This window comes from Bifidobacterium pseudolongum subsp. pseudolongum DSM 20099 (genome assembly GCF_000771225.1).
Taxonomy (GTDB): Bacteria; Actinomycetota; Actinomycetes; order Actinomycetales; family Bifidobacteriaceae; genus Bifidobacterium; species Bifidobacterium pseudolongum.
Genome location: NZ_JDTZ01000002.1, coordinates 78231 through 97025, shown reverse-complemented (window position 1 = coordinate 97025; position 18795 = coordinate 78231). Strand labels below are relative to the sequence as shown.

The 18795-nt window shown below is 63.2% G+C and carries 13 protein-coding genes; 11 read left to right on the top strand and 2 right to left on the bottom strand.

What is annotated here, in order from left to right; genetic code table 11:
* Positions 1 to 108 precede the first annotated feature (108 nt).
* The gene (locus OU02_RS00465; protein WP_033488288.1) at positions 109 to 2655 is read left to right on the top strand and encodes an ATP-dependent Clp protease ATP-binding subunit; all 2547 of its coding nucleotides are present in this window, start codon (positions 109 to 111) and stop codon (positions 2653 to 2655) included.
* A gap of 71 nt (positions 2656 to 2726) precedes the next feature.
* On the opposite strand, the gene OU02_RS00460 is transcribed toward OU02_RS00465, so the two are convergent.
* Positions 2727 to 4157, bottom strand: a complete 1431-nt coding sequence (locus tag OU02_RS00460) for a DUF349 domain-containing protein (protein ID WP_033488287.1) — start codon at positions 4155 to 4157, stop codon at positions 2727 to 2729.
* Positions 4158 to 4278: 121 nt separating this feature from the next.
* Between OU02_RS00460 and hisS the strand changes: the two genes are divergently transcribed.
* The 8 genes from hisS (at position 4279) to OU02_RS00420 (ending at position 13199) form a co-directional block, all read left to right on the top strand.
* Positions 4279 to 5682, top strand: a complete 1404-nt coding sequence (gene hisS / locus OU02_RS00455; RefSeq protein ID WP_033488286.1) for a histidine--tRNA ligase — start codon at positions 4279 to 4281, stop codon at positions 5680 to 5682.
* A gap of 87 nt (positions 5683 to 5769) precedes the next feature.
* The gene (gene aspS, locus OU02_RS00450) at positions 5770 to 7566 is read left to right on the top strand and encodes an aspartate--tRNA ligase (protein ID WP_022857724.1); all 1797 of its coding nucleotides are present in this window, start codon (positions 5770 to 5772) and stop codon (positions 7564 to 7566) included.
* Between the two features lie 163 nt (positions 7567 to 7729).
* Complete coding sequence (locus tag OU02_RS00445; RefSeq protein ID WP_033488285.1) at positions 7730 to 8512, top strand: alpha/beta hydrolase family protein; 783 nt, start codon at positions 7730 to 7732, stop codon at positions 8510 to 8512.
* A gap of 99 nt (positions 8513 to 8611) precedes the next feature.
* Positions 8612 to 9397: an amino acid ABC transporter ATP-binding protein gene (locus OU02_RS00440; protein ID WP_033488284.1), complete on the top strand. Its 786-nt coding sequence runs from the start codon at positions 8612 to 8614 to the stop codon at positions 9395 to 9397.
* A 38-nt stretch (positions 9398 to 9435) separates the two neighbouring features.
* On the top strand, positions 9436 to 10284 hold the full coding sequence (locus tag OU02_RS00435; protein ID WP_033488283.1) for a glutamate ABC transporter substrate-binding protein: 849 nt from the start codon (positions 9436 to 9438) through the stop codon (positions 10282 to 10284).
* A 4-nt stretch (positions 10285 to 10288) separates the two neighbouring features.
* Positions 10289 to 10966 carry an amino acid ABC transporter permease gene (locus tag OU02_RS00430; RefSeq protein WP_022857720.1) on the top strand — a complete coding sequence of 226 codons (678 nt, stop codon included), beginning with the start codon at positions 10289 to 10291 and terminating at the stop codon, positions 10964 to 10966.
* Between the two features lie 3 nt (positions 10967 to 10969).
* Complete coding sequence (locus tag OU02_RS00425) at positions 10970 to 12103, top strand: amino acid ABC transporter permease (protein WP_080720453.1); 1134 nt, start codon at positions 10970 to 10972, stop codon at positions 12101 to 12103.
* 118 nt (positions 12104 to 12221) lie between these two features.
* Positions 12222 to 13199, top strand: a complete 978-nt coding sequence (locus tag OU02_RS00420) for a PPK2 family polyphosphate kinase (RefSeq protein ID WP_033488282.1) — start codon at positions 12222 to 12224, stop codon at positions 13197 to 13199.
* A 4-nt stretch (positions 13200 to 13203) separates the two neighbouring features.
* Here OU02_RS00420 and OU02_RS00415 read toward each other — a convergent pair whose 3' ends face one another.
* Positions 13204 to 15774: a DEAD/DEAH box helicase gene (locus tag OU02_RS00415; protein ID WP_033488517.1), complete on the bottom strand. Its 2571-nt coding sequence runs from the start codon at positions 15772 to 15774 to the stop codon at positions 13204 to 13206.
* 89 nt (positions 15775 to 15863) lie between these two features.
* On the opposite strand from OU02_RS00415, the gene OU02_RS00410 reads away from it, so the two are divergent.
* Entirely contained in the window at positions 15864 to 17228 is a 1365-nt protein-coding gene (locus OU02_RS00410) for a replication-associated recombination protein A (RefSeq protein ID WP_033488281.1), read from the top strand.
* Positions 17194 to 18771 carry an MFS transporter gene (locus OU02_RS00405; RefSeq protein WP_080720454.1) on the top strand — a complete coding sequence of 526 codons (1578 nt, stop codon included), beginning with the start codon at positions 17194 to 17196 and terminating at the stop codon, positions 18769 to 18771. Before OU02_RS00410 ends, OU02_RS00405 begins: the two co-directional genes overlap by 35 nt.
* Positions 18772 to 18795 lie beyond the last annotated feature (24 nt).

Genomic DNA, 18795 nt, shown 5'->3' with positions numbered 1-18795 from the left:
TCGTTCAAGCATAACGTAATGGTTCTTGAGAAAAATAGTCGCAGCGGAAATAAACGTCACTGTAAATCTGTAGAGTGATGTGGAATTACCAATCATGGAAGGACTAGCATGTTCGAACGGTTTACCGACCGTGCGCGGCGCGTGATCGTGCTGGCGCAGGAAGAGGCTCGTGCCCTCCAGCACAATTACATCGGCACGGAGCATCTGTTGCTTGGCCTGATTCGTGAGGGAGAAGGCGTAGCGGCCAAGGCTTTGGAAGCCAAGGGTGTGACCCTCGAAGACACCCGCAAGCAGGTCGAGGAAATGATCGGCAAAGGAAACGCCGCTCCGAATGGGCACATCCCATTTACTCCGCACGCCAAGCAGGTGCTGGAGCTTTCGCTGCGTGAGGCGCTGCAGCTGGGGCACAGCTACATCGGCACCGAACACATTCTGCTCGGCCTGATCCGCGAAGGCGAAGGCGTGGGCACACAGGTCCTCATCAAGATGGATGTGGATTTGGGCGAATTGCGCAGCACCACGATCGACATGATCCGTGGCAACGCTGGCGGCACCGACGACAAGGGTGATCTGGCGAACGCCGGCGGCGTGCAGGACAAGCACGCGCAGAGCGGATCGGCCATCCTTGACCAGTTCGGCCGCAACCTGACCGCCGAAGCGGCGGAAGGAAAGCTTGACCCCGTCATCGGGCGCAGCACCGAGATCGAACGCGTCATGGTAGTACTGTCGCGGCGCACCAAGAACAACCCGGTGCTGATCGGCGAGCCCGGCGTGGGCAAGACCGCCGTCGTCGAAGGCTTGGCCCAGAAGATCGTGGCCGGCGACGTGCCCGAGACACTACGTGGCAAGCAGGTGTACTCGCTTGACCTGGGTTCGATGGTGGCGGGGTCGCGCTACCGCGGCGACTTCGAGGAACGCCTCAAGAAGGTGCTCAAGGAGATCAAGACGCGTGGCGACATCGTGCTCTTCATCGACGAGATCCACACCATCGTCGGCGCGGGCTCCGCGGACGGCGCACTGGGCGCGTCCGATATGCTCAAGCCGATGCTCGCGCGTGGCGAGCTGCAGACAATCGGCGCCACGACGACCGACGAATACCGCAAATACATCGAAAAGGATGCGGCGCTGGAACGCCGTTTCCAGCCGATCCAGGTCGCGGAGCCGTCGATCGCGGAGACGATCGAGATCCTCAAGGGACTACGCGCCCGCTATGAGAACCACCATCATGTGACGATCACCGATGGCGCGCTCCAGTCCGCCGCCGAACTGTCGTCGCGCTACATTCAGGACCGCAACCTACCCGACAAGGCGATCGACCTGATCGACGAGGCCGGTGCGCGCCTGCGCATCAAGCGTCTGACCGCGCCGCCGGAGCTCAAGGAGCTCGACGCCCGCGTGGAGCGCATCGCCAAGGAGAAAGACCAGGCGATCAAGGACCAGGAATTCGAGAAGGCCGCCGAACTGCGCGACACCCAGGAGAAACTCGAGGCCGAGCGCAAAGAAAAGGAACAGGCGTGGCGCGAAGGCGAATCCGACGTGCGCATGGTGGTGGATGAAGACGTCATCGCCCAGGTTATCTCGCAGAGCACCGGCATTCCGGTGTTCAAGCTGACCCAGGCGGAGTCGAAGAAGCTGCTGGGCATGGAGGCGGAGCTGCACAAGCGCATCATCGGCCAAGATGAGGCCGTGTCCGCGCTGTCGCGCTCGATCCGCCGCACGCGTGTGGGGCTCAAGGACCCCAAGCGCCCGGCCGGCTCGTTCATCTTCGCCGGCCCGACCGGTGTGGGCAAGACCGAGCTCGCCAAGACGCTTGCGCAGTTCCTGTTCGACGACGAGGACGCGCTGATCCGCGTCGACATGTCGGAGTTCTCCGAGAAGTACGCGGCTTCGCGCCTGTTCGGAGCGCCCCCGGGATACGTGGGCTACGAAGAGGGCGGCGAACTCACCGAGAAGGTGCGCCGCAAGCCGTTCTCCGTCGTGCTGTTCGACGAAATCGAAAAGGCGCACCCCGACATCTTCAACACGCTGCTCCAGGTGCTTGACGATGGCCACTTGACCGATGGTCAGGGACGCAAAGTCGATTTCAAGAACACGATCATCATCCTGACCACCAACCTCGGCACCCGTGACATCGCCAAGGCCGCCAACACCGGCTTCAATCTGGGCAACAACACGGAGACGAGCTACCAGCGCATGAAGGATCAGGTCTCGAACGAGCTCAAGCAGCAGTTCCGCCCTGAGTTCCTCAACCGCTTGGACGACATCATTGTGTTCCGCCAGCTCACCGAGCCGCAGGTGCGCCAGATCGTGGACCTGGACGTGCAGCAGCTCAACGACCGCCTGTTCGAGCGCCACATGGAGCTCGACCTGACCGACAAGGCGAAGGACCTGCTCGCACAGAAGGGCTTCGACCCGCTGCTCGGCGCGCGTCCTCTGCGCCGCGTGATCCAGCGCGACATCGAAGACGCCGTGTCGGAGAAGATCCTGATGGGCGAGCTCAACGACAACGAGCGTGTGATCGTGGACGCGGACGGCGAGGGCATCCTCGGCGAGTTCACGTTCCGCAGTGAGCCGTTCGAGCTTCCCGCAGCAGGCGAGAACGACCCGAGCAAGGACGTCGTGGAGGAAAACGCCGAACCGCAGCCTGTGCAGTAACGGGCTTGATATGCAGTGAGGCCCCGGCAACAGCAGTTGCCGGGGCCTCACTGCATATCAAGCCCGAAGACTCACATGATGGCGTTGAGCCACTGCTCCTTCGTCGCCTTCTCGGCTTCGAGGCTGGCCTTCTTCTTCGGATCCGTCTCCTTGGCGATGCGTTCGTCGAGCTCGTCAAGCTGTGCCTTGAGCTGGCCTTCGAAGCTGGACTTGCGGGCGTCGGCCTCAGGGTCGGCCTGCTTCCACGCGGCGTCTTCGACGGCCTTGATCTGCTTGTCCACGTCGTCGAGTCGGCTTTCGATGCGACGCATGTCTTCGCGCGGCACATAGCCGATCTGGTCCCACTCCTCCTGGATCTCGGCGAGCTGCTGGCGGGCCTTCTTGGCCTGCGCGGCGTCCTTGACCGGCACAAGCGCCTCGGCCTTGACGAGCAGCGCCTCCTTCTTGGCCAGGTTCTCCTTTTCGGCGGTGTTCATTTGGTCACGGTCGGCCTGGCGTGCGTTGAAGAACGTATCGGCGGCTTCGCGGAACTGTGCCCACAGCATGTCATCCTCGCTGCGGCCTGCGCGGCCCGCCTGCTTCCAGCGGTCCATCAGCTCATTGAAGCGGCGCGAGGTCTGCGCCCATGCCGTCGACTCCTTGAGCTCGTTGGCTTCGGCGATGATTTCTTCCTTGACCTTCTTGGCCTGGTTGCGTTCGTTGTCACGCGCCTGGGCCCACTTGCGGCGTGCCTGGTTGAATGTGGTGCGCGCCGCGGAGAAACGCTTCCACAGCGCATCGGCGTCGGCCTTGTCGATGCGGATAGTGGTGCGCTGGTGGTTCTGCCACTGTTCGAACAGCGAACGGAACTTGTCGGCGGTCGAACGCCAGTTCGTGTTGTCGCCCAGATTGGCGGCGAGCTGCTCGGCCTTCTCCACGATCTTCGTGCGCTCGGCCACGGCCTTGGCCATCGCTTCCGTGCGGGCCTGCGCGATGCTTTCCTTCTTGGCCTGGGCTTCGGTCTTGAGTTCGTCGAGCTGGGTGTGCAGCGCGGCGATGTCGCCCACCACATCCGGGTTCTCGGTTTCCGCGGTGAGCGTCTTCAGCGTCTCATCGATCTCGCGCGGCTTGATCGAGTTCGACTTCAGGCGCGTGGCGAACAGGTTCAGCTTCGCCTTGAGGTCGAGGTAACGGCGAGCATACAGTGCGAGCGCCTCGTCGTGCGGGGCGTCCGGGTACTGGCCCACTTCACGTTCGGTGTCGCCTTCCTTGACATACACCACGCCGTTGTCGTCCACACGGCCGAAGCTTTCGGCCTTGGCGATGTCCGCTTGGGCGAATCCGCTCGACTTCGCGACCGGCGTATGTGCTGCGGCCTTGGCCAATGCAGCCGGTGAAGGAGCATGTGCATGGACCGCTGCAGGCGTTGGCGCGGCCTGGGCAGCCGGCTGCGCGGCAGGCTGGTCCGGCTGCTGGGTCGTGGTATCGGTGGTCTGGGATTCGGTCACATTGTTGTCGGCCATAGTCAGCTCCTTAAGGCTTGGTGGTGCGGCGGGCTGCCGGCGCGGGCCGGCGCTCTCCCTAGACCAGTGTAGGCAATCCCGTCGATAGTTTTTTCCGCGACACCGCTTATTATGGTGTCACGTGGCAAAAGGTGCATCAATTTCAGGTTTTCCAGAGTGGCTCCCCGCGGAACGCGTGGTGGAGCAGCGTGTCATCGACACGCTCCGTTCGGTCTTCGAACTCAATGGGTTTGTGGGCATAGAGACCCGCGCCATCGAGCCCGGCTCGAGCTTGCTGAAGAAAGGCGAGACAAGCAAGGAGATCTATCTGCTGTCGCGGTTGCAGGAGGTGGGGCATGAGTCCGAGACGCCGGTCGAGCGTAGGCTCGGCCTGCATTTCGACCTGACAGTGCCGCTGAGCCGCTATGTGGTGGAGCATTCCGGCGAACTGCCGTTCCCGTTCAAGCGCTGGCAGATCCAGAAGGTGTGGCGTGGCGAACGGCCGCAGGAAGGCCGTTTCCGTGAATTCGTGCAGGCCGACATCGACGTGGTGGGCGAAGGCACGCTGCCTGAGCACTACGAGGTCGAACTGCCGCTCGTCATGGTGGGCGCGCTCGAGGAACTGCGCCAGTACGGGCTTCCCAAGGCCACTGTGCACGCCAACAACCGCAAGCTTTCCGAAGGCTTCTACCGTGGCCTGGGCCTGACCGACATCGAAGGCGTGCTGCGCGAGATCGACAAGTTCGACAAGGTGGGTGCCGACGAGGTCGTGCGTCTGCTCGTCACCACGTGCGGCGCGAGCGAGGATCAGGCGCGTGCGTGCCTCGAGCTCGCCGGCATCACGGCGGCCGACGGCGGCGAACTCATCGACCGGTTCAACGGCCTGTGCGAGATCCACCACATCGACATGGGCGGCGAGGACTACGCGATGGCCAAGGAAGGCCTCGACACCTTGACGATGATCGTCGACGAGGCGGCGCATATCCGCCCCGGCTCGGTCATTGCCGACCTCAAGATCGCGCGCGGCCTCGATTACTACACGGGTTCCGTGTATGAGACGTTCCTTGACGGCGCGGATTCGCTCGGCTCGATCTGCTCGGGCGGCCGCTACGACAACCTCGCGTCTCAGGGCAACCGCACATACCCGGGCGTGGGCCTGTCCATCGGCCTGTCGCGCCTCGTGTCGTACATGCTGCACAGCGCAGGCGCCACCGCGAGCCGCGTTTCGCCGGCCTGCGTGCTCGTGGCCGTGTGGAACGAAGAGAACCGTGGGGATTCGAACGCGATCGCCCGTGCGCTGCGTGCGCGTGGCATCGCCGCCGACGTGGCGCCGACCGCAGCCAAACTGGGCAAGCAGATCAAGTATGCCGACAAGCTCGGCATCCCGTATGTGTGGTTCCCGAACGAGGACCCCACGAACGACGGCCCGGACGAGGTCAAGAACATCGTCACGGGCGAGCAGGTGGGCGCCGACGCGCAGTCGTGGGAGCCCGATACTGTGTATGCCCAGCAAACGGTGGCCGTGGCCGGTTCGGCGCGATCCTGACAGCAGGGCGCCGGTGACTGGTTCGCCGCGTTCCCAACCAATACGACCAATCCAATACGGAATAACAGAATCAGGAATAGAGGAAGTATGAGCCAGACGGCTTATCGCACACACCATGCCACCGACGTGACGGAAGCCCTTGTCGGCGAGCATGTCACCCTCGCCGGATGGGTGGACCGTCGCCGTGACCACGGTGGCGTGGCGTTCATCGACCTGCGAGACAACACCGGTTTGGTGCAGGTGGTCATCAATGATGAGGAGATGGCTCGCCCGCTGCGCAGCGAGTATGTGATCCAGGTGGAGGGCACGGTCCGTCTGCGCCCGGAAGGCAACGAGAACACGCATCTGGCCACCGGCAAGGTCGAGGTCGTGGCGGAGCGCATCGAAGTGCTCGCCAAGTCCGATGCACTGCCGTTCCAGGTGTCCACGGCCCTCGAGAACGAGTCCGAGACGAAGCTGCCGGGCGAGGATGTGCGCCTCAAGTACCGTTACCTCGACCTGCGCCGCCCGGCGATGAGCCGCAACATCACGCTGCGTTCCGACATGATGCGCGCCGCGCGCACCGAACTCGACAAGCTCGGGTTCACCGAGGTCGAAACCCCCACGATGATCAAGTCCACGCCGGAAGGCGCGCGTGACTTCGTGGTGCCTGCACGTCTCGTTCCGGGTTCGTGGTATGCCCTGCCGCAGTCGCCGCAGCTGCTCAAGCAGCTGCTCATGGTGGCCGGCGTGGAACGCTACTACCAGTTCGCGCGCTGCTACCGTGACGAGGACTTTCGCGCTGACCGCCAGCCTGAGTTCACGCAGCTCGACATGGAGATGGCGTTCGTGGACCAGGAAGACGTGATGGCCATGGCCGAGCAGGTCATCGCCGCGATCTGGAAGGCCGACGGCTACGAGGTCTCGCTGCCAATCCAGCGCATCACCTGGCAGGACGCCATGGACAAGTACGGTTCCGACAAGCCCGACCTGCGGTTCGGCAACGAGCTTGTGGAACTCACCGACTACTTCAAGGACACACCGTTCCGCGTGTTCCAGGCGCCGTACGTGGGCGCGGTGCTGTTCAAGGGCGGCGCCGACACGCCTCGCCGCCAGTTCGACGCATGGCAGGATTGGGCCAAGCAGCGCGGCGCCAAGGGCCTTGCGTATGTGGTCTTCGCCGAGGGCGGGGAGCTCAAGGGCCCTGTGGCCAAGAACCTTTCGGAAGCGGAGCGCGCCGGCCTCATGGAGGCTGTGGGCGCCGAGGAAGGCGACGCCGTGTTCTTCGCGGCGGGCGCCCGTGAATCGTCGCAGCTGCTGCTCGGCGCCGTGCGCGTCGAGCTCGCCGAGCGCGCCGGCCTGCTCAAGCCGGACGACTTCGCGTTCACGTGGGTCGTGGACTTCCCACTGTTCAAGCGCACCGACGACCCGGATGACGACGACGTGGCCGTCGGCCACTCCAAGTGGACGTCGATGCACCACCCATTCACGATGCCGTCGAAGGATTGGATCGACACGTTCGACGAGGATCCCGAGCATGCGATGAGCGATTCCTACGACATCGTGTGCAACGGCAACGAGATGGGCGGCGGCTCGGTGCGTATCCACCGCGACGACATCCAGGACCGTGTGCTCAAGGTGCTCGGCATCACGCCTGAAGAGGCCAATGACAAGTTCGGCTTCCTGCTCGAGGCGTTCAAGTACGGTGCGCCGCCGCACGCGGGCATCGCGCTGGGCTGGGACCGCACGGTGGCGCTGCTCGCCGGCGCCGATTCGATCCGCGACGTGATCGCCTTTCCGAAGGCCGGTGGCGGCCGCGACCCGCTCACCGGGGCGCCGGCGCCGATCAGCGACGAACAGCGCGCCGAGACCGGCGTGGATTACGATCCGGACGACGAGGACTGATCGCCGCTGACTGAACATTGTGGGAGGGCCCCATCACGCATCTGCGTGATGGGGCCCTCCCACAATGTTCAGGGCCGCTGTGAGCTGAGAGCTTGAATCCGTGCGTGGCCCCGAGGGGCGTCGTTACGATGGGACTGGTTTTGCAGGCAGTCGAGGAGGCAGTATGGCACAGGTCGTCAGCGAAGATTTCACCGTGGCGCGTGATGGACTCACGTTGCAAGGTCATGTGGAGTATCCGCAGGGCTCCACGCACGACCGCGTGGTGATCTGCATGCACGGGTTCCTGCGCGACATGGGTGTCAAACCAGGCGACCTCTATCAGGACATCAGCGATGCCCTCACCGCGCATGGCATGACATGCGTGCGGTTCGACTTCAACGGCCGCGGCCGCAGCGAAGGCGCGTTCGAGGACTCCGACGTATTCAACCAGATCGAAGACGCCATCGCGGTCCTGAACCATGTGCGTGACGCCTACGACCCGCTGGAGATATCGCTGCTCGGCCATTCGCAGGGCGGTGTGGTGGCCGGCATGACCGCCGGCATGTTCGCCGACGTCATCCACACGCTCGTCATGCTCGCGCCGGCTGCGTCGCTCAAGGACGACGCGCTGCGCGGCGAACTGCTCGGCACACCGTTCGACGTGAACCGTGTGCCACGGCGGATCACACTCGCCGGCGGACAGACGGTCGCCGGCAAAACCGTGCGCATTGCCCAAATGCTGCCGATTTATGAGACAACCGCGATGTTCCACGGCCCGGCGCTCGTGATCCAAGGCAAGGACGATGCAGTGATCGGTCCGCATATCGCAGCCAACTACAGCGCGGCGATGCCGAACTGCGAGGCGAGCCTGTACACCGACCTGGGCCACGCCTTCACCGGTAAGGACCGTGCGACGGCACTCGCCGAGGCCACGCAGTTCCTCGTGAATGAGGAAGAGGCGGTCTGAGCGCATGGCCATGGGGGAGACGAGCGGAAAAATTAGTGCTTAGCGAACAAAGCCTATTCGTGCGTTGTCTGTTACATGCTCGCCATACACTATGCCTTTATGACAATACTCAATGAAACACAACAGAACGCTGCCCGGGAAGACGACGGCAACTACCTCGTCGAACTCGAGCATGTGGAAAAGCACTACGGCAACCTGCATGTGCTGCGCGACATCAACCTCAAGGTCAAGAAGGGCGAGGTCCTCGTGATCGTCGGCCCCTCGGGCTCCGGCAAATCCACCATGTGCCGCACCATCAACCGTCTCGAGACGATTGATTCGGGCGTCATCCGCATCGACGGCCAGCCGTTGCCGCAGGAAGGCAAGGGACTTGCGCAGTTGCGCGCCGAAGTGGGTATGGTCTTCCAGTCCTTCAACCTCTTCGCCAACAAGACGATTCTCGAGAACGTGACGCTTGCGCCGATCAAGGTGCGCCATATGGACAAGACCCAGGCCGAACGTGAGGCGATGGATCTGCTGGCCCGTGTGGGCGTCGACTCCCAGGCCAGCAAGATGCCTTCGCAGCTTTCGGGTGGTCAGCAGCAGCGCGTCGCGATCGCGCGTGCGCTCGCCATGCACCCCAAGGTCATGCTGTTCGACGAGCCCACTTCGGCACTCGACCCCGAAATGGTCAATGAGGTGCTCGACGTGATGGTGGAGCTCGCGCACGAGGGCATGACGATGCTGTGCGTGACGCACGAGATGGGCTTCGCGCGCAAGGCCGCCGACAAGATCATTTTCATGGCCGACGGCCAGATTCTGGAGCGCGGCACACCGGACGAGTTCTTCGAACATCCGCAGACGGCACGAGCCCAGGAGTTCCTGTCGAAGATTCTCACGCACTGACCGCGGAGCCGGTCGGACTGAAGGAAGATGGAAGACACATGGTAAGAACAACAACATTGCGCCGCGTATGCCGCGGGGTGGTTGCGGCGTTGTGCGCAACGGCCTGTGTGGCGTCCGTGGCCGCCTGCGGCTCGGCGTCGGGCAGCAGTGACCACACGATCAAGGTGGGCATCAAATTCGACCAGCCGGGACTTGGATTCAAGAAATCCGGCACCTATGAGGGCTTCGATGTGGATGTGGCGCGCTACATCGCGAACCAGCTCGGCTACACCGACGCCGAAATCGAGTTCAAGGAGGCGCCGAGCAAGCAGCGTGAGGCCATGCTGCAGAACGGTGACGTCGACATGATCCTCGCATCGTACTCGATCACCGACGAACGCAAGAAGGCCGTGGACTTCGCGGGCCCGTATTTCGTGGCCGGCCAGGACCTGCTCATCCGGTCCAACGAAAAGGGCATCACCGGTCCGCAGGACCTCAACGGCAAGCGCCTGTGCTCGGTGACCGGCTCGACCTCGGCCAAAGTGGTCAAGGAGAAGTTCGCCAAGGAAGTGCAGCTCATGGAGCAGCCGGGCTACGCCGAATGCGCCACCGCATTGCTTTCGGGCATCGTGGACGCCGTGACGACCGATGACATCATCCTCGCCGGTCTGGCCGCGGCCTCGCGCGGCAAGCTCAAGGTGGTCGGCAAGCCGTTCACGCAGGAATACTACGGCGTCGGCATCAAGAAGGACGCCGACAGCAAGGAATTCGCCACGAAGATCAACGACGCGATCGAAGAGATGATCAAGACGGGCGAATGGGAACGCGCGATCGAGACGAACACGAAGGGCACCGGATACAGGCCGGACCCGAAGTACAACCCGCCGACACCGGACGAAGGGGAGTGATCACATGGACGGATTTCTGTCACTGTTCCAGTCGTACAATGTGCCGGCTGCGTTCCTTGTCAATCTCGAACTGACATTCTGGTCGGCAATCTTCTCGGCCATTCTGGGCATCATCCTCGTGGTGATGCGCATCTCGCCGATCTCATCGATGCGCCGCGTGGCCGCCGGCTACGTGGAGCTGTTCAAGAACATGCCATTGACGATCATCATGGTGTTCATGGTGCTTGGCGTGTTCGCCCAGCTCAAGATCAGTTTCTCGGACAATTTCGACACGAACTTCTTCTGGCTCGCCGTGGTGGGCCTGAGCCTGTACACGGCGGCATTCGTGTGCGAATCGCTGCGTTCCGGCATCAACACCGTGCCGCTCGGTCAGGCTGAAGCGGCCCGCGCGATGGGCCTCAACTTCATGCAGTCCGCCACGCTGATCATCATGCCGCAGGCATTGCGCGGCTCGGTCGCACCGTTGGGCAACACGCTCATCGCGTTGCTCAAGAACTCGACCGTTGCCGCGGCGGCGTCGGTGGCCACCGAAACGTCGTCACTCATGAGCGAGATGATCGAGTTCCGCCCCGACGTGATCGTGCAGATCTTCCTCATCTTCGCGTTCGGCTATGTGATCCTGATCATTCCGATCGGCGTGCTGACCACATACCTGTCCAACAAACTCGCGGTACGGAGGTGACCCATGGCTGCATCCAATGAAAGCGCGCTGCTCTTCGACCAGCCCGGCCCGCGCATGCGCAAACGCATCCGCGTCATCAACTGGACCGCCGCGATTGTGTTCCTCGCGGTGCTTGTGCTCATTCTGGTCCGTTTGTACAATCCGCCGGAGGGTGAAAACCAGCTCAGTTGGGAACTGTGGAAGCCGGCGCTTGACGGCGAGGCCTGGAGCGATTTCTATCTTCCCGGTCTGTGGGCCACACTGCGCGCCACGTTCCTCGCGGTCATCGGCGCCGTCGTGTTCGGTCTGCTGTTCGGCATCGGCCGACTCATCCCCAACGTGGTCGTGCGCAATATCTGCGCGATTGTCATCGAGTTCTGCCGCGCCGTGCCAGTGCTGATCATGATGATCTTCTTCTGGCGTGCGTTCGCGTTCCTCGACCTGCCGAGCCCGGCGTATTGGTCCGTTGTGATCTCGCTTGTGCTCTACAACGGTTCCGTGGTCGCCGAGCTCGTGCGTTCGGGTGTGGGCAATCTGCCCAACGGCCAGCACGAGGCCGCCGTGGCTCTTGGGCTGACGCGCACGCAGTCGCTCATGAGCGTGGAGGTCCCGCAGGCGATCTACGCCATGTTGCCGGCCGCGGTGACACAGCTCGTCGTGGTGCTCAAGGACACGGCGCTCGGCTCGATCATCATGTACACCGACCTGCTGCAGGAATCGCGCCGACTCGGCTCGATGTACTTCGACATCCTGCAGACGCTCGTGGTGGCCGCGGTGATCTACTTCATCGTCTGCTGGCTGCTCTCGCGTCTGGCCGAATGGCTCCCATCGCACATGCAGAAGCGCACGCTCGCCCCAACGGAGGCGGAGCCGGTCGCGCCGATCGCGATCATGGACCCGTCGAACGCCAACCAGATCGCCGTGGCTCGCGAGGAACGCCCGCTCGGCGGCGCGCAGCGCACCTACCACGTGCATCACCGTGGATCGAACGCCTCGATCCACAATTGGCGCCGCACCCGCTACACGCAGGGATTCGACGAGACCCAGCCGGAAAGCCAGATCCAAGTGCGTCACAAGGGATCAGGGAACAACGGCCAGAATTCCGGACACGTCCGCTTCCCATACCCGCGTAAGGGGAAGAAGGGCAAGCGCAAGTAGTCCAAACATCCGCAGGGCATTGCCATCGGTTGAGGCCGTCACCCAGATCACGGGTGACGGCCTCAACCATTGTTGCTCCCGGCTGCGCATGGGCGCCAGACAGGACTACACTGGTGCCATGGCGAAAGACAAGCGAAGCAAGGCAATCCGAAGGACGATCCGCAAAGCCGAGGACCGTACGAGTGAGGCGAACCGCAGCACGCAGATCGCCCAACGGCTCGCGTTGGCGGCCAAGTCAAGTGAGATGCTCAGCTCGGTATGGACACTGCCCCCTGCGCAGCTGCTGCGGTTCCACACCGGCATGCAGCTGACGGAACTCGACGCAGCCGCCACGCCCGGATTCGAGGGGGACCAGGATGATGGCGAACGGTTCAACGTGCTCAGCGCCGGTGAGATAGCACGCTACCAACGGTTGATGTACGCCAACGGCGTGCGTGGCGACCACCGGCGGCTGCTCATCATCCTGCAAGGCATGGACGCTTCGGGCAAAGGCGGCATCGTGCGCCATGTGTTCAGTCAGGTCGACCCGATGGGCATCCACTACCACGGATTCGGCGCGCCCAATGCGGAGGAGCAGAAGCACCATTACCTCTGGCGCATCCGCCGGGAACTGCCGGCGCACGGGTGGATCTCGATCTTCGACAGGTCGCAGTACGAGGACATCGTGATGCCCCACGTGTATGGCACCTTCCCCGAAGAGGTGTGGCAGGCCAGATACGCCGAGGTCAACGAGTTCGAACGCAATCTGGTGTCGGGCGGCTGTTCGGTGATCAAGATATTCCTCGTCTCCAGCAAGGAGGCGCAGCGACGGCATTTCATCGACCGTCTGGACGATCCACGCAAATATTGGAAATTCGATGCGAGCGACCTTGACGCGCGCGACCGGTGGGACGATTACATGCAGGCGTGGCAAGACGTGTTCGAGCGCACGAGCACGCCATACGCGCCATGGTTCCTTGTACCGGCCGACAAACGCTGGTATTCGCGCATCGTCGTCTCCGAACTGCTGCGCACGACGATGAAGAACATGAACATGACATGGCCCCCGCTTGACGTGGACCGCGTGGAGACGCTGCGACGCCTGAGCGCGGACTGACGTATCAGCCCGCGTCAAGCATGTTGCGCACCGCATAGTCCACAAAGACCACTTCGCCACGTTCCTGTGAGGCGTCGAGGTCGATGACGCCGGTGATGGCCCAGTTGTGGTCCCCATCGGAATCGTCGAGCACCTGACGGATGGCCCATGTGTGCTCGTCCTTCTCGTGCCGGTCGTCGATGGTCACGAACGCGCCTCCGCGCGCCTTCATGTCGGTATTGACATACTCATGGTCGTCGTAGAACGCATCCAACACGTCCTCCCATTCGTGCACGCCATAATGCCATTCCTTGTCGAGTTCGCCAAGCTCGTCGGGCCTGTCGAGGTCGATGAGCTGCACGCGGCGGAACAGCGCATTGCGCACGAGCACCGTGAAGCCGCGGCGGTCCTCGATCACAGCCTCCGCGCCGGCCGGAGCCGCGAGCGTCGCCGCCTCGGCGCTCGCCTCGAGCGCCCCGGCGTTCTCCCATTCGTCGACGAGGCTCGAATCGATCGAGCGCACGACCACGCGCAGCCACGCGATGATGTCGTCAAGCCGGTCATCGCGTTTCTCCGGGGGCACCGTGCGTGCGAGCACACGGTAGGCGTCGGAAAGGTACCGCAGCAATGTGCCCTCCGAGCGCGCGATGTTGTAGCGGGCGATGTAACTCGTGAAATCCGAAGCGGTTTCCACCATGTCGCGCACCACGGATTTGGGGCTCAGCCAATAATCATTGGCCCACGGCACATCGTGGCGGTATTCGTCGAACGCGGCGTCGAGCATGTCGGCCAATGGCTTGGGGTAGGTGATCTCCTGCAGGCGTTCCATGCGCTCGTCGTAATCCATGCCGTCGGCCTTCATCTCGGCCATCGCGGTGTCCCGGGCCTGCCGTTCCTGCGCGCGGAGCACCTGTTTGGGGTCTTCGAGCGTGCTCTCCACCATTGAGATAACGTCGAGCGCATACGTGTCGCTTTCCGGGTCGAGCAGTTCCAAGGCCGCGAGCAGGAAGGGGCTCAACGGCTGGTCGAGTGCGAAATCACTCGGCAGGTCCACCGTTGTCATGTAGTCCTTGGAACCGTCCGGGTTCTCCACGACCTCGATCACATCGGTGTCGAACAATGTCTGGAAGATCTCGTCGGCGCGGGTGTGCAGTTTGTCCTTCTGTTCCTCGGTCTGTTGGGAATCATCGATGAGACGGTCCACGCGTGCCCGCGCGTCACCGCCTTGGGCCACTTCATTGAGCACCATCGAATGCGTCACCTTCATATGCGGCACCAGGGTCTCGGGAGCGGCGTCGATGAGCTTGTCGAACGTTGACTCGTTCCATGTCACAAATCCTTCGGGCGCCTTCTTGCGTTTGATCTTGCGCAGCTTCTTCGGATCATCGCCCGCTTTGGCCACCGCCTTCGCGTTCTCGATCTCGTATTCGGGGGCCTCGGCGATCACGAGTCCTTCGGTGTCGAAACCCATGCGTCCGGCTCTGCCTGCGATCTGGTGGAATTCGCGGGCGCGCAGCTTGCGCATGCGCGTGCCGTCGAACTTGGTCAGTTGGGTGAGCACCACGGAATGGATCGGCACATTGATGCCCACGCCAAGGGTGTCGGTGCCGCAGATCACCGGCAACAGGCCCTGCTGCGCGAGTTGTTCGACGAGGCGGCGGTAGCGTGGCAGCATGCCGGCGTGATGGATGCCCACCCCATTGCGCAGCAGGCGCTGCAGGATCTTGCCGAATGCGGTGGTGAAGCGGGTGCCGGCGATCACATCGGCGATCGCCTTGCGCTGCTCCTTGCTGGACACGCCAGCGCTCGCGAGCGACTGTGCGGTGTCAAGCGCGGCGTCCTGCGAGAAATGCACCACATAGATCGGTGTCTCGCCGTTGGTGAACGCGTGTTCCACCGTGCGCTCGAGCGGCTGGAGCGTGTATTCGTAGGTCAGCGGTACCGGACGCGGCGCATCGGCGATGATATCCACATCGGCATCTGTCATTTGCTCGAGTTTGCGCGCGATGGCGTCCACGTTGCCGAGCGTGGCGCTCATGAGCAGGAATTGGGTCTGGGGCAGGGTGAGCAGCGGCACCTGCCATGCCCAACCGCGCTCGGGGTCGCCGTAGAAGTGGAATTCGTCCATCGCCACACACCCGATGTCCGCGTGCGAGCCCTCGCGCAGGGCTTGGTTCGCCAGGATCTCCGCGGTGCAGCAGATGATCGGCGCGTCCGGGTTGATGTGCGAGTCCCCGGTGATCATCCCGACGTTGTCGCGGCCGAACACCTCGACGAGGTCGAAGAACTTCTCGGAGACGAGGGCTTTGATCGGCGCGGTGTAATAGGAGCGCCTCGATGTGCACAGCGCGGCGAAATGCATGCCGAGGGCCACGAGCGATTTGCCCGAACCGGTGGGGGTGTTGAGCACCACATGGTCGCCGGCGAGCAGGTCCATGATCGCCTCTTCCTGATGCGGCCAGGGATTGATGCCTTTCGTGTCGCGCACCCACGCGAAAAAGCGCTCATAGATCTCGTCGCCGTCCAGCGTTTCGTCGCTGCCCCAGGCCGGGGCCAAGCGCCCCAGCGAACCATACATCATCTCATCATCTGCCATGGTCTCCAGTGTAACCAGAGGCGTGCGCGCATACACCCACCGCATGTCGAACATTTGTTCGATTGTCTGCCGGGCGGTACACTGGGCCCATGACCGAAGATTTGTTTTCCACGACAGAGGCCGGCGACGAGGTGGTGCGTCCACTGGCCGTGCGCATGCGTCCCGACACACTCGACGAGGTGATCGGGCAGTCCCGCGTGCTGCGTCCTGGTTCCCCGTTGCGCCGGTTGGCGGATCCGGCGTCCACCGGCTCGCTCACCGCACCCAGTTCGGTCATCCTCTTCGGGCCTCCCGGTGTGGGCAAGACGACACTCGCGTACATTGTGGCCCACCAATCTGGGCGCGCCTTCGAGGAGCTGTCCGCCGTCACATCGGGTGTCAAGGATGTGCGCGAGGTGCTTGCGCGCGCCCACGAACGCCTCATCGCACAGGGCCGCGAGACGGTGCTGTTCATCGACGAAGTGCACCGGTTCTCGAAATCGCAGCAGGACGCATTGCTGCCGAGCGTGGAGAACCGTGATGTCACCTTCATCGCCGCCACTACGGAGAACCCGAGCTTCTCGGTGATCAAACCGTTGCTGAGCCGATCGGTCGTCGTCAAGCTCGAATCGCTCACCGACACCGAATTGCGCAAGGTCATCACCCGTGCCGTGCGCGACGCCCGCGGGCTCAACGGCACCGTGCGGCTTGACGGGGATGCGCTCGACGACATCGTGCGCATGGCCGGCGGCGACGCGCGCAAGTCGTTGACGATCCTCGAAGCGGCCGCCGGTGCACTCGGCGACGGTGACGAGCGTGTGATCACCGCCCAGACCGTCGCCCAGGTCATGGACGTGGCCACCGTTCGGTACGACAAAGACGGCGACGACCACTACGATGTGATTTCGGCCTTCATCAAATCGATGCGTGGGTCCGATGTGGATGCCACGCTCCACTATCTCGCCCGCATGCTGAGGGCAGGTGAGGATCCCCGGTTCATCGCCCGGCGCATCATGATTGCAGCATCCGAGGAAGTCGGCATGGCGGCGCCGCAGGTGCTGCAGGTCACGGTCGCGGCGGCTCAGGCGGTGGCGATGATCGGCATGCCCGAAGCGCGCATCATCCTTTCGGAAGCGGCGATCGCCGTGGCCACCGCGCCCAAATCGAACGCGAGCTACATGGCGATCAACGAGGCGCTCGCGGATGTCGACGCCGGCAGGATCGGCCAAGTGCCATTGCATCTGCGCAACGCGCCCACGGCGTTGATGAAGAGTTGGGGCAACCACGAAGGGTACCAGTACGCCCATGACTCACCGGGCGCGGTGGCCGCCCAGCAATACATGCCCGACGAATTGGTTGGGCGGGAATACTACCATCCCAATGGGCGCGGATACGAACGTGAGGTGGGGCAGCGGCTGGAAGGCATCCGCAGCATCCTGCATGGAACGGACGTGCCTGCTGAACACGAACCGTAACAGCCGTACCATAGTCGGTGAAGAAAGGAGCTCATGCGTGAACGGGCAACAGCCTCAAGGAACACAGGTGCATCAGGGGAGGGAAGCGGTGGCCTCCGGCCCGGAGCGAATCCCCAAACACCTCATCGGCTCTATCGTGTCAGTGGGGTCGCTCGCCTTCATCGGCATCCTCACCGAAACGGTCATGACAGTGCTGTTCCCTGAGCTCATGACCGAATTCCATGTGGATACAGCTACCGTGCAGTGGATCACCACCATTTACCTGCTTGTTGTGGGTGTGACGATGCCGATTTCGTCGTACCTCAACCGCCGGTTCACCATGAAGTCCACATTCATCGCGGCGGTCATCTTCGCCGTGCTCGGATCCTGTCTCATGATCGTAGGGCACTCGTTCCCCGTGATCCTGTGCGCCCGCGTGGTCCAAGGCATGGGTTCCGGCATCGCCACGCCGTTGATGATCAACATCATCCTCGAACAATCCCCACGGTCGAAGGTCGGGCGGCTGATGGGCGTCGGATCGCTCGTTATCACCGTGGCCCCAGCGATCGGGCCGACCGTTGGCGGAGCGGTGGCGAGCGTGCTGCCGTGGCGCAGCATCTTCGTGATTGTCATTCCGATTGTGCTCTTGGTGTCGCTGCCCATCGGTCTCCTCTGCATCCGCCAGACACGCCCCACGCAGCCCACCGAGCTCAACCCACTCCAATTCGTTGCCATTGTGATCGGGCTTTCGGGACTCATCCTTGCGCTCAACCAGACGGGCGTCGCCGTCAGTACCGCGGTCGCGGGCGGTGCATGGGATCCGGCGGCCGCAATCGCTGCGGTGAGTCTTGTGGCCGGCGTGGGCGCGCTCGTCTTCTTCGCATGGTCGTCACGCCGGTCCTTCTCACCGCTCATCCGCTTGGGTTGGCTGCGTGACCCGGTTGTGCTGTTGCACTTATTGCCGTACACGATGCTGCCGATGGTGGGCATCGGATTCGGCTACGTGATCACGAACCTCGCCCAGCTTTCGCTGCATACCAATGCGCTTGTGGCCGGCATGCTCGTCTTGCCCGGCGCCCTCATTGGCGCGTTCTTCGCGCCGGTGGGCGGTATGCTGTACGACAAACATGGCCCCACGCGACCGATCCTCATCGCGTTCGCGTGTTGCATCGCGGCGATTGCCCTCATGCTCGCCTTCTCGATGCATCTGACACCGGTGCTGCTCGCGCTGTTCTACTTCGTGTTCGGCGTGGGGTATGCACTCGGTTTCTCGAATATCATGACGGACGCGATCAACGGCATCCACCGCGAATTCACCCCGGACGGCAACGCCGTGTTCAACACGGCGCTCCAGTTCGGTGGCGCCGCGGGCACCACGCTGTTCTCGACCGTGTTCGCCATCGCGCAGGCCGGTGCGGGCGCCGAGCACACCCCTGCGTTCGCCCATGCGACCGCCGTCGGCGGCACATGGACCTTCGCGGTCATGCTCGCCATCGTCTGCGCGGCCTGGATCTGCCTCTTCGCGGCGTTCCGCATGTCGGCACGCCGAGCGGCGAGCGCCTGACCCATTCCTCATATGGTTTGGGGC

Excerpts from the sequence above, each read along its gene's own strand:
- OU02_RS00465 (WP_033488288.1), top strand. The coding sequence starts at position 109 with ATGTTCGAACGGTTTACCGACCGTGCGCGGCGCGTGATCGTGCTGGCG.
- OU02_RS00460 (WP_033488287.1), bottom strand. The coding sequence starts at position 4,157 with ATGGCCGACAACAATGTGACCGAATCCCAGACCACCGATACCACGACC.
- aspS (WP_022857724.1), top strand. The coding sequence starts at position 5,770 with ATGAGCCAGACGGCTTATCGCACACACCATGCCACCGACGTGACGGAA.
- OU02_RS00445 (WP_033488285.1), top strand. The coding sequence starts at position 7,730 with ATGGCACAGGTCGTCAGCGAAGATTTCACCGTGGCGCGTGATGGACTC.
- OU02_RS00440 (WP_033488284.1), top strand. The coding sequence starts at position 8,612 with ATGACAATACTCAATGAAACACAACAGAACGCTGCCCGGGAAGACGAC.
- OU02_RS00435 (WP_033488283.1), top strand. The coding sequence starts at position 9,436 with ATGGTAAGAACAACAACATTGCGCCGCGTATGCCGCGGGGTGGTTGCG.
- OU02_RS00430 (WP_022857720.1), top strand. The coding sequence starts at position 10,289 with ATGGACGGATTTCTGTCACTGTTCCAGTCGTACAATGTGCCGGCTGCG.
- OU02_RS00425 (WP_080720453.1), top strand. The coding sequence starts at position 10,970 with ATGGCTGCATCCAATGAAAGCGCGCTGCTCTTCGACCAGCCCGGCCCG.
- OU02_RS00420 (WP_033488282.1), top strand. The coding sequence starts at position 12,222 with ATGGCGAAAGACAAGCGAAGCAAGGCAATCCGAAGGACGATCCGCAAA.
- OU02_RS00415 (WP_033488517.1), bottom strand. The coding sequence starts at position 15,774 with ATGGCAGATGATGAGATGATGTATGGTTCGCTGGGGCGCTTGGCCCCG.
- OU02_RS00410 (WP_033488281.1), top strand. The coding sequence starts at position 15,864 with ATGACCGAAGATTTGTTTTCCACGACAGAGGCCGGCGACGAGGTGGTG.
- OU02_RS00405 (WP_080720454.1), top strand. The coding sequence starts at position 17,194 with ATGGAACGGACGTGCCTGCTGAACACGAACCGTAACAGCCGTACCATA.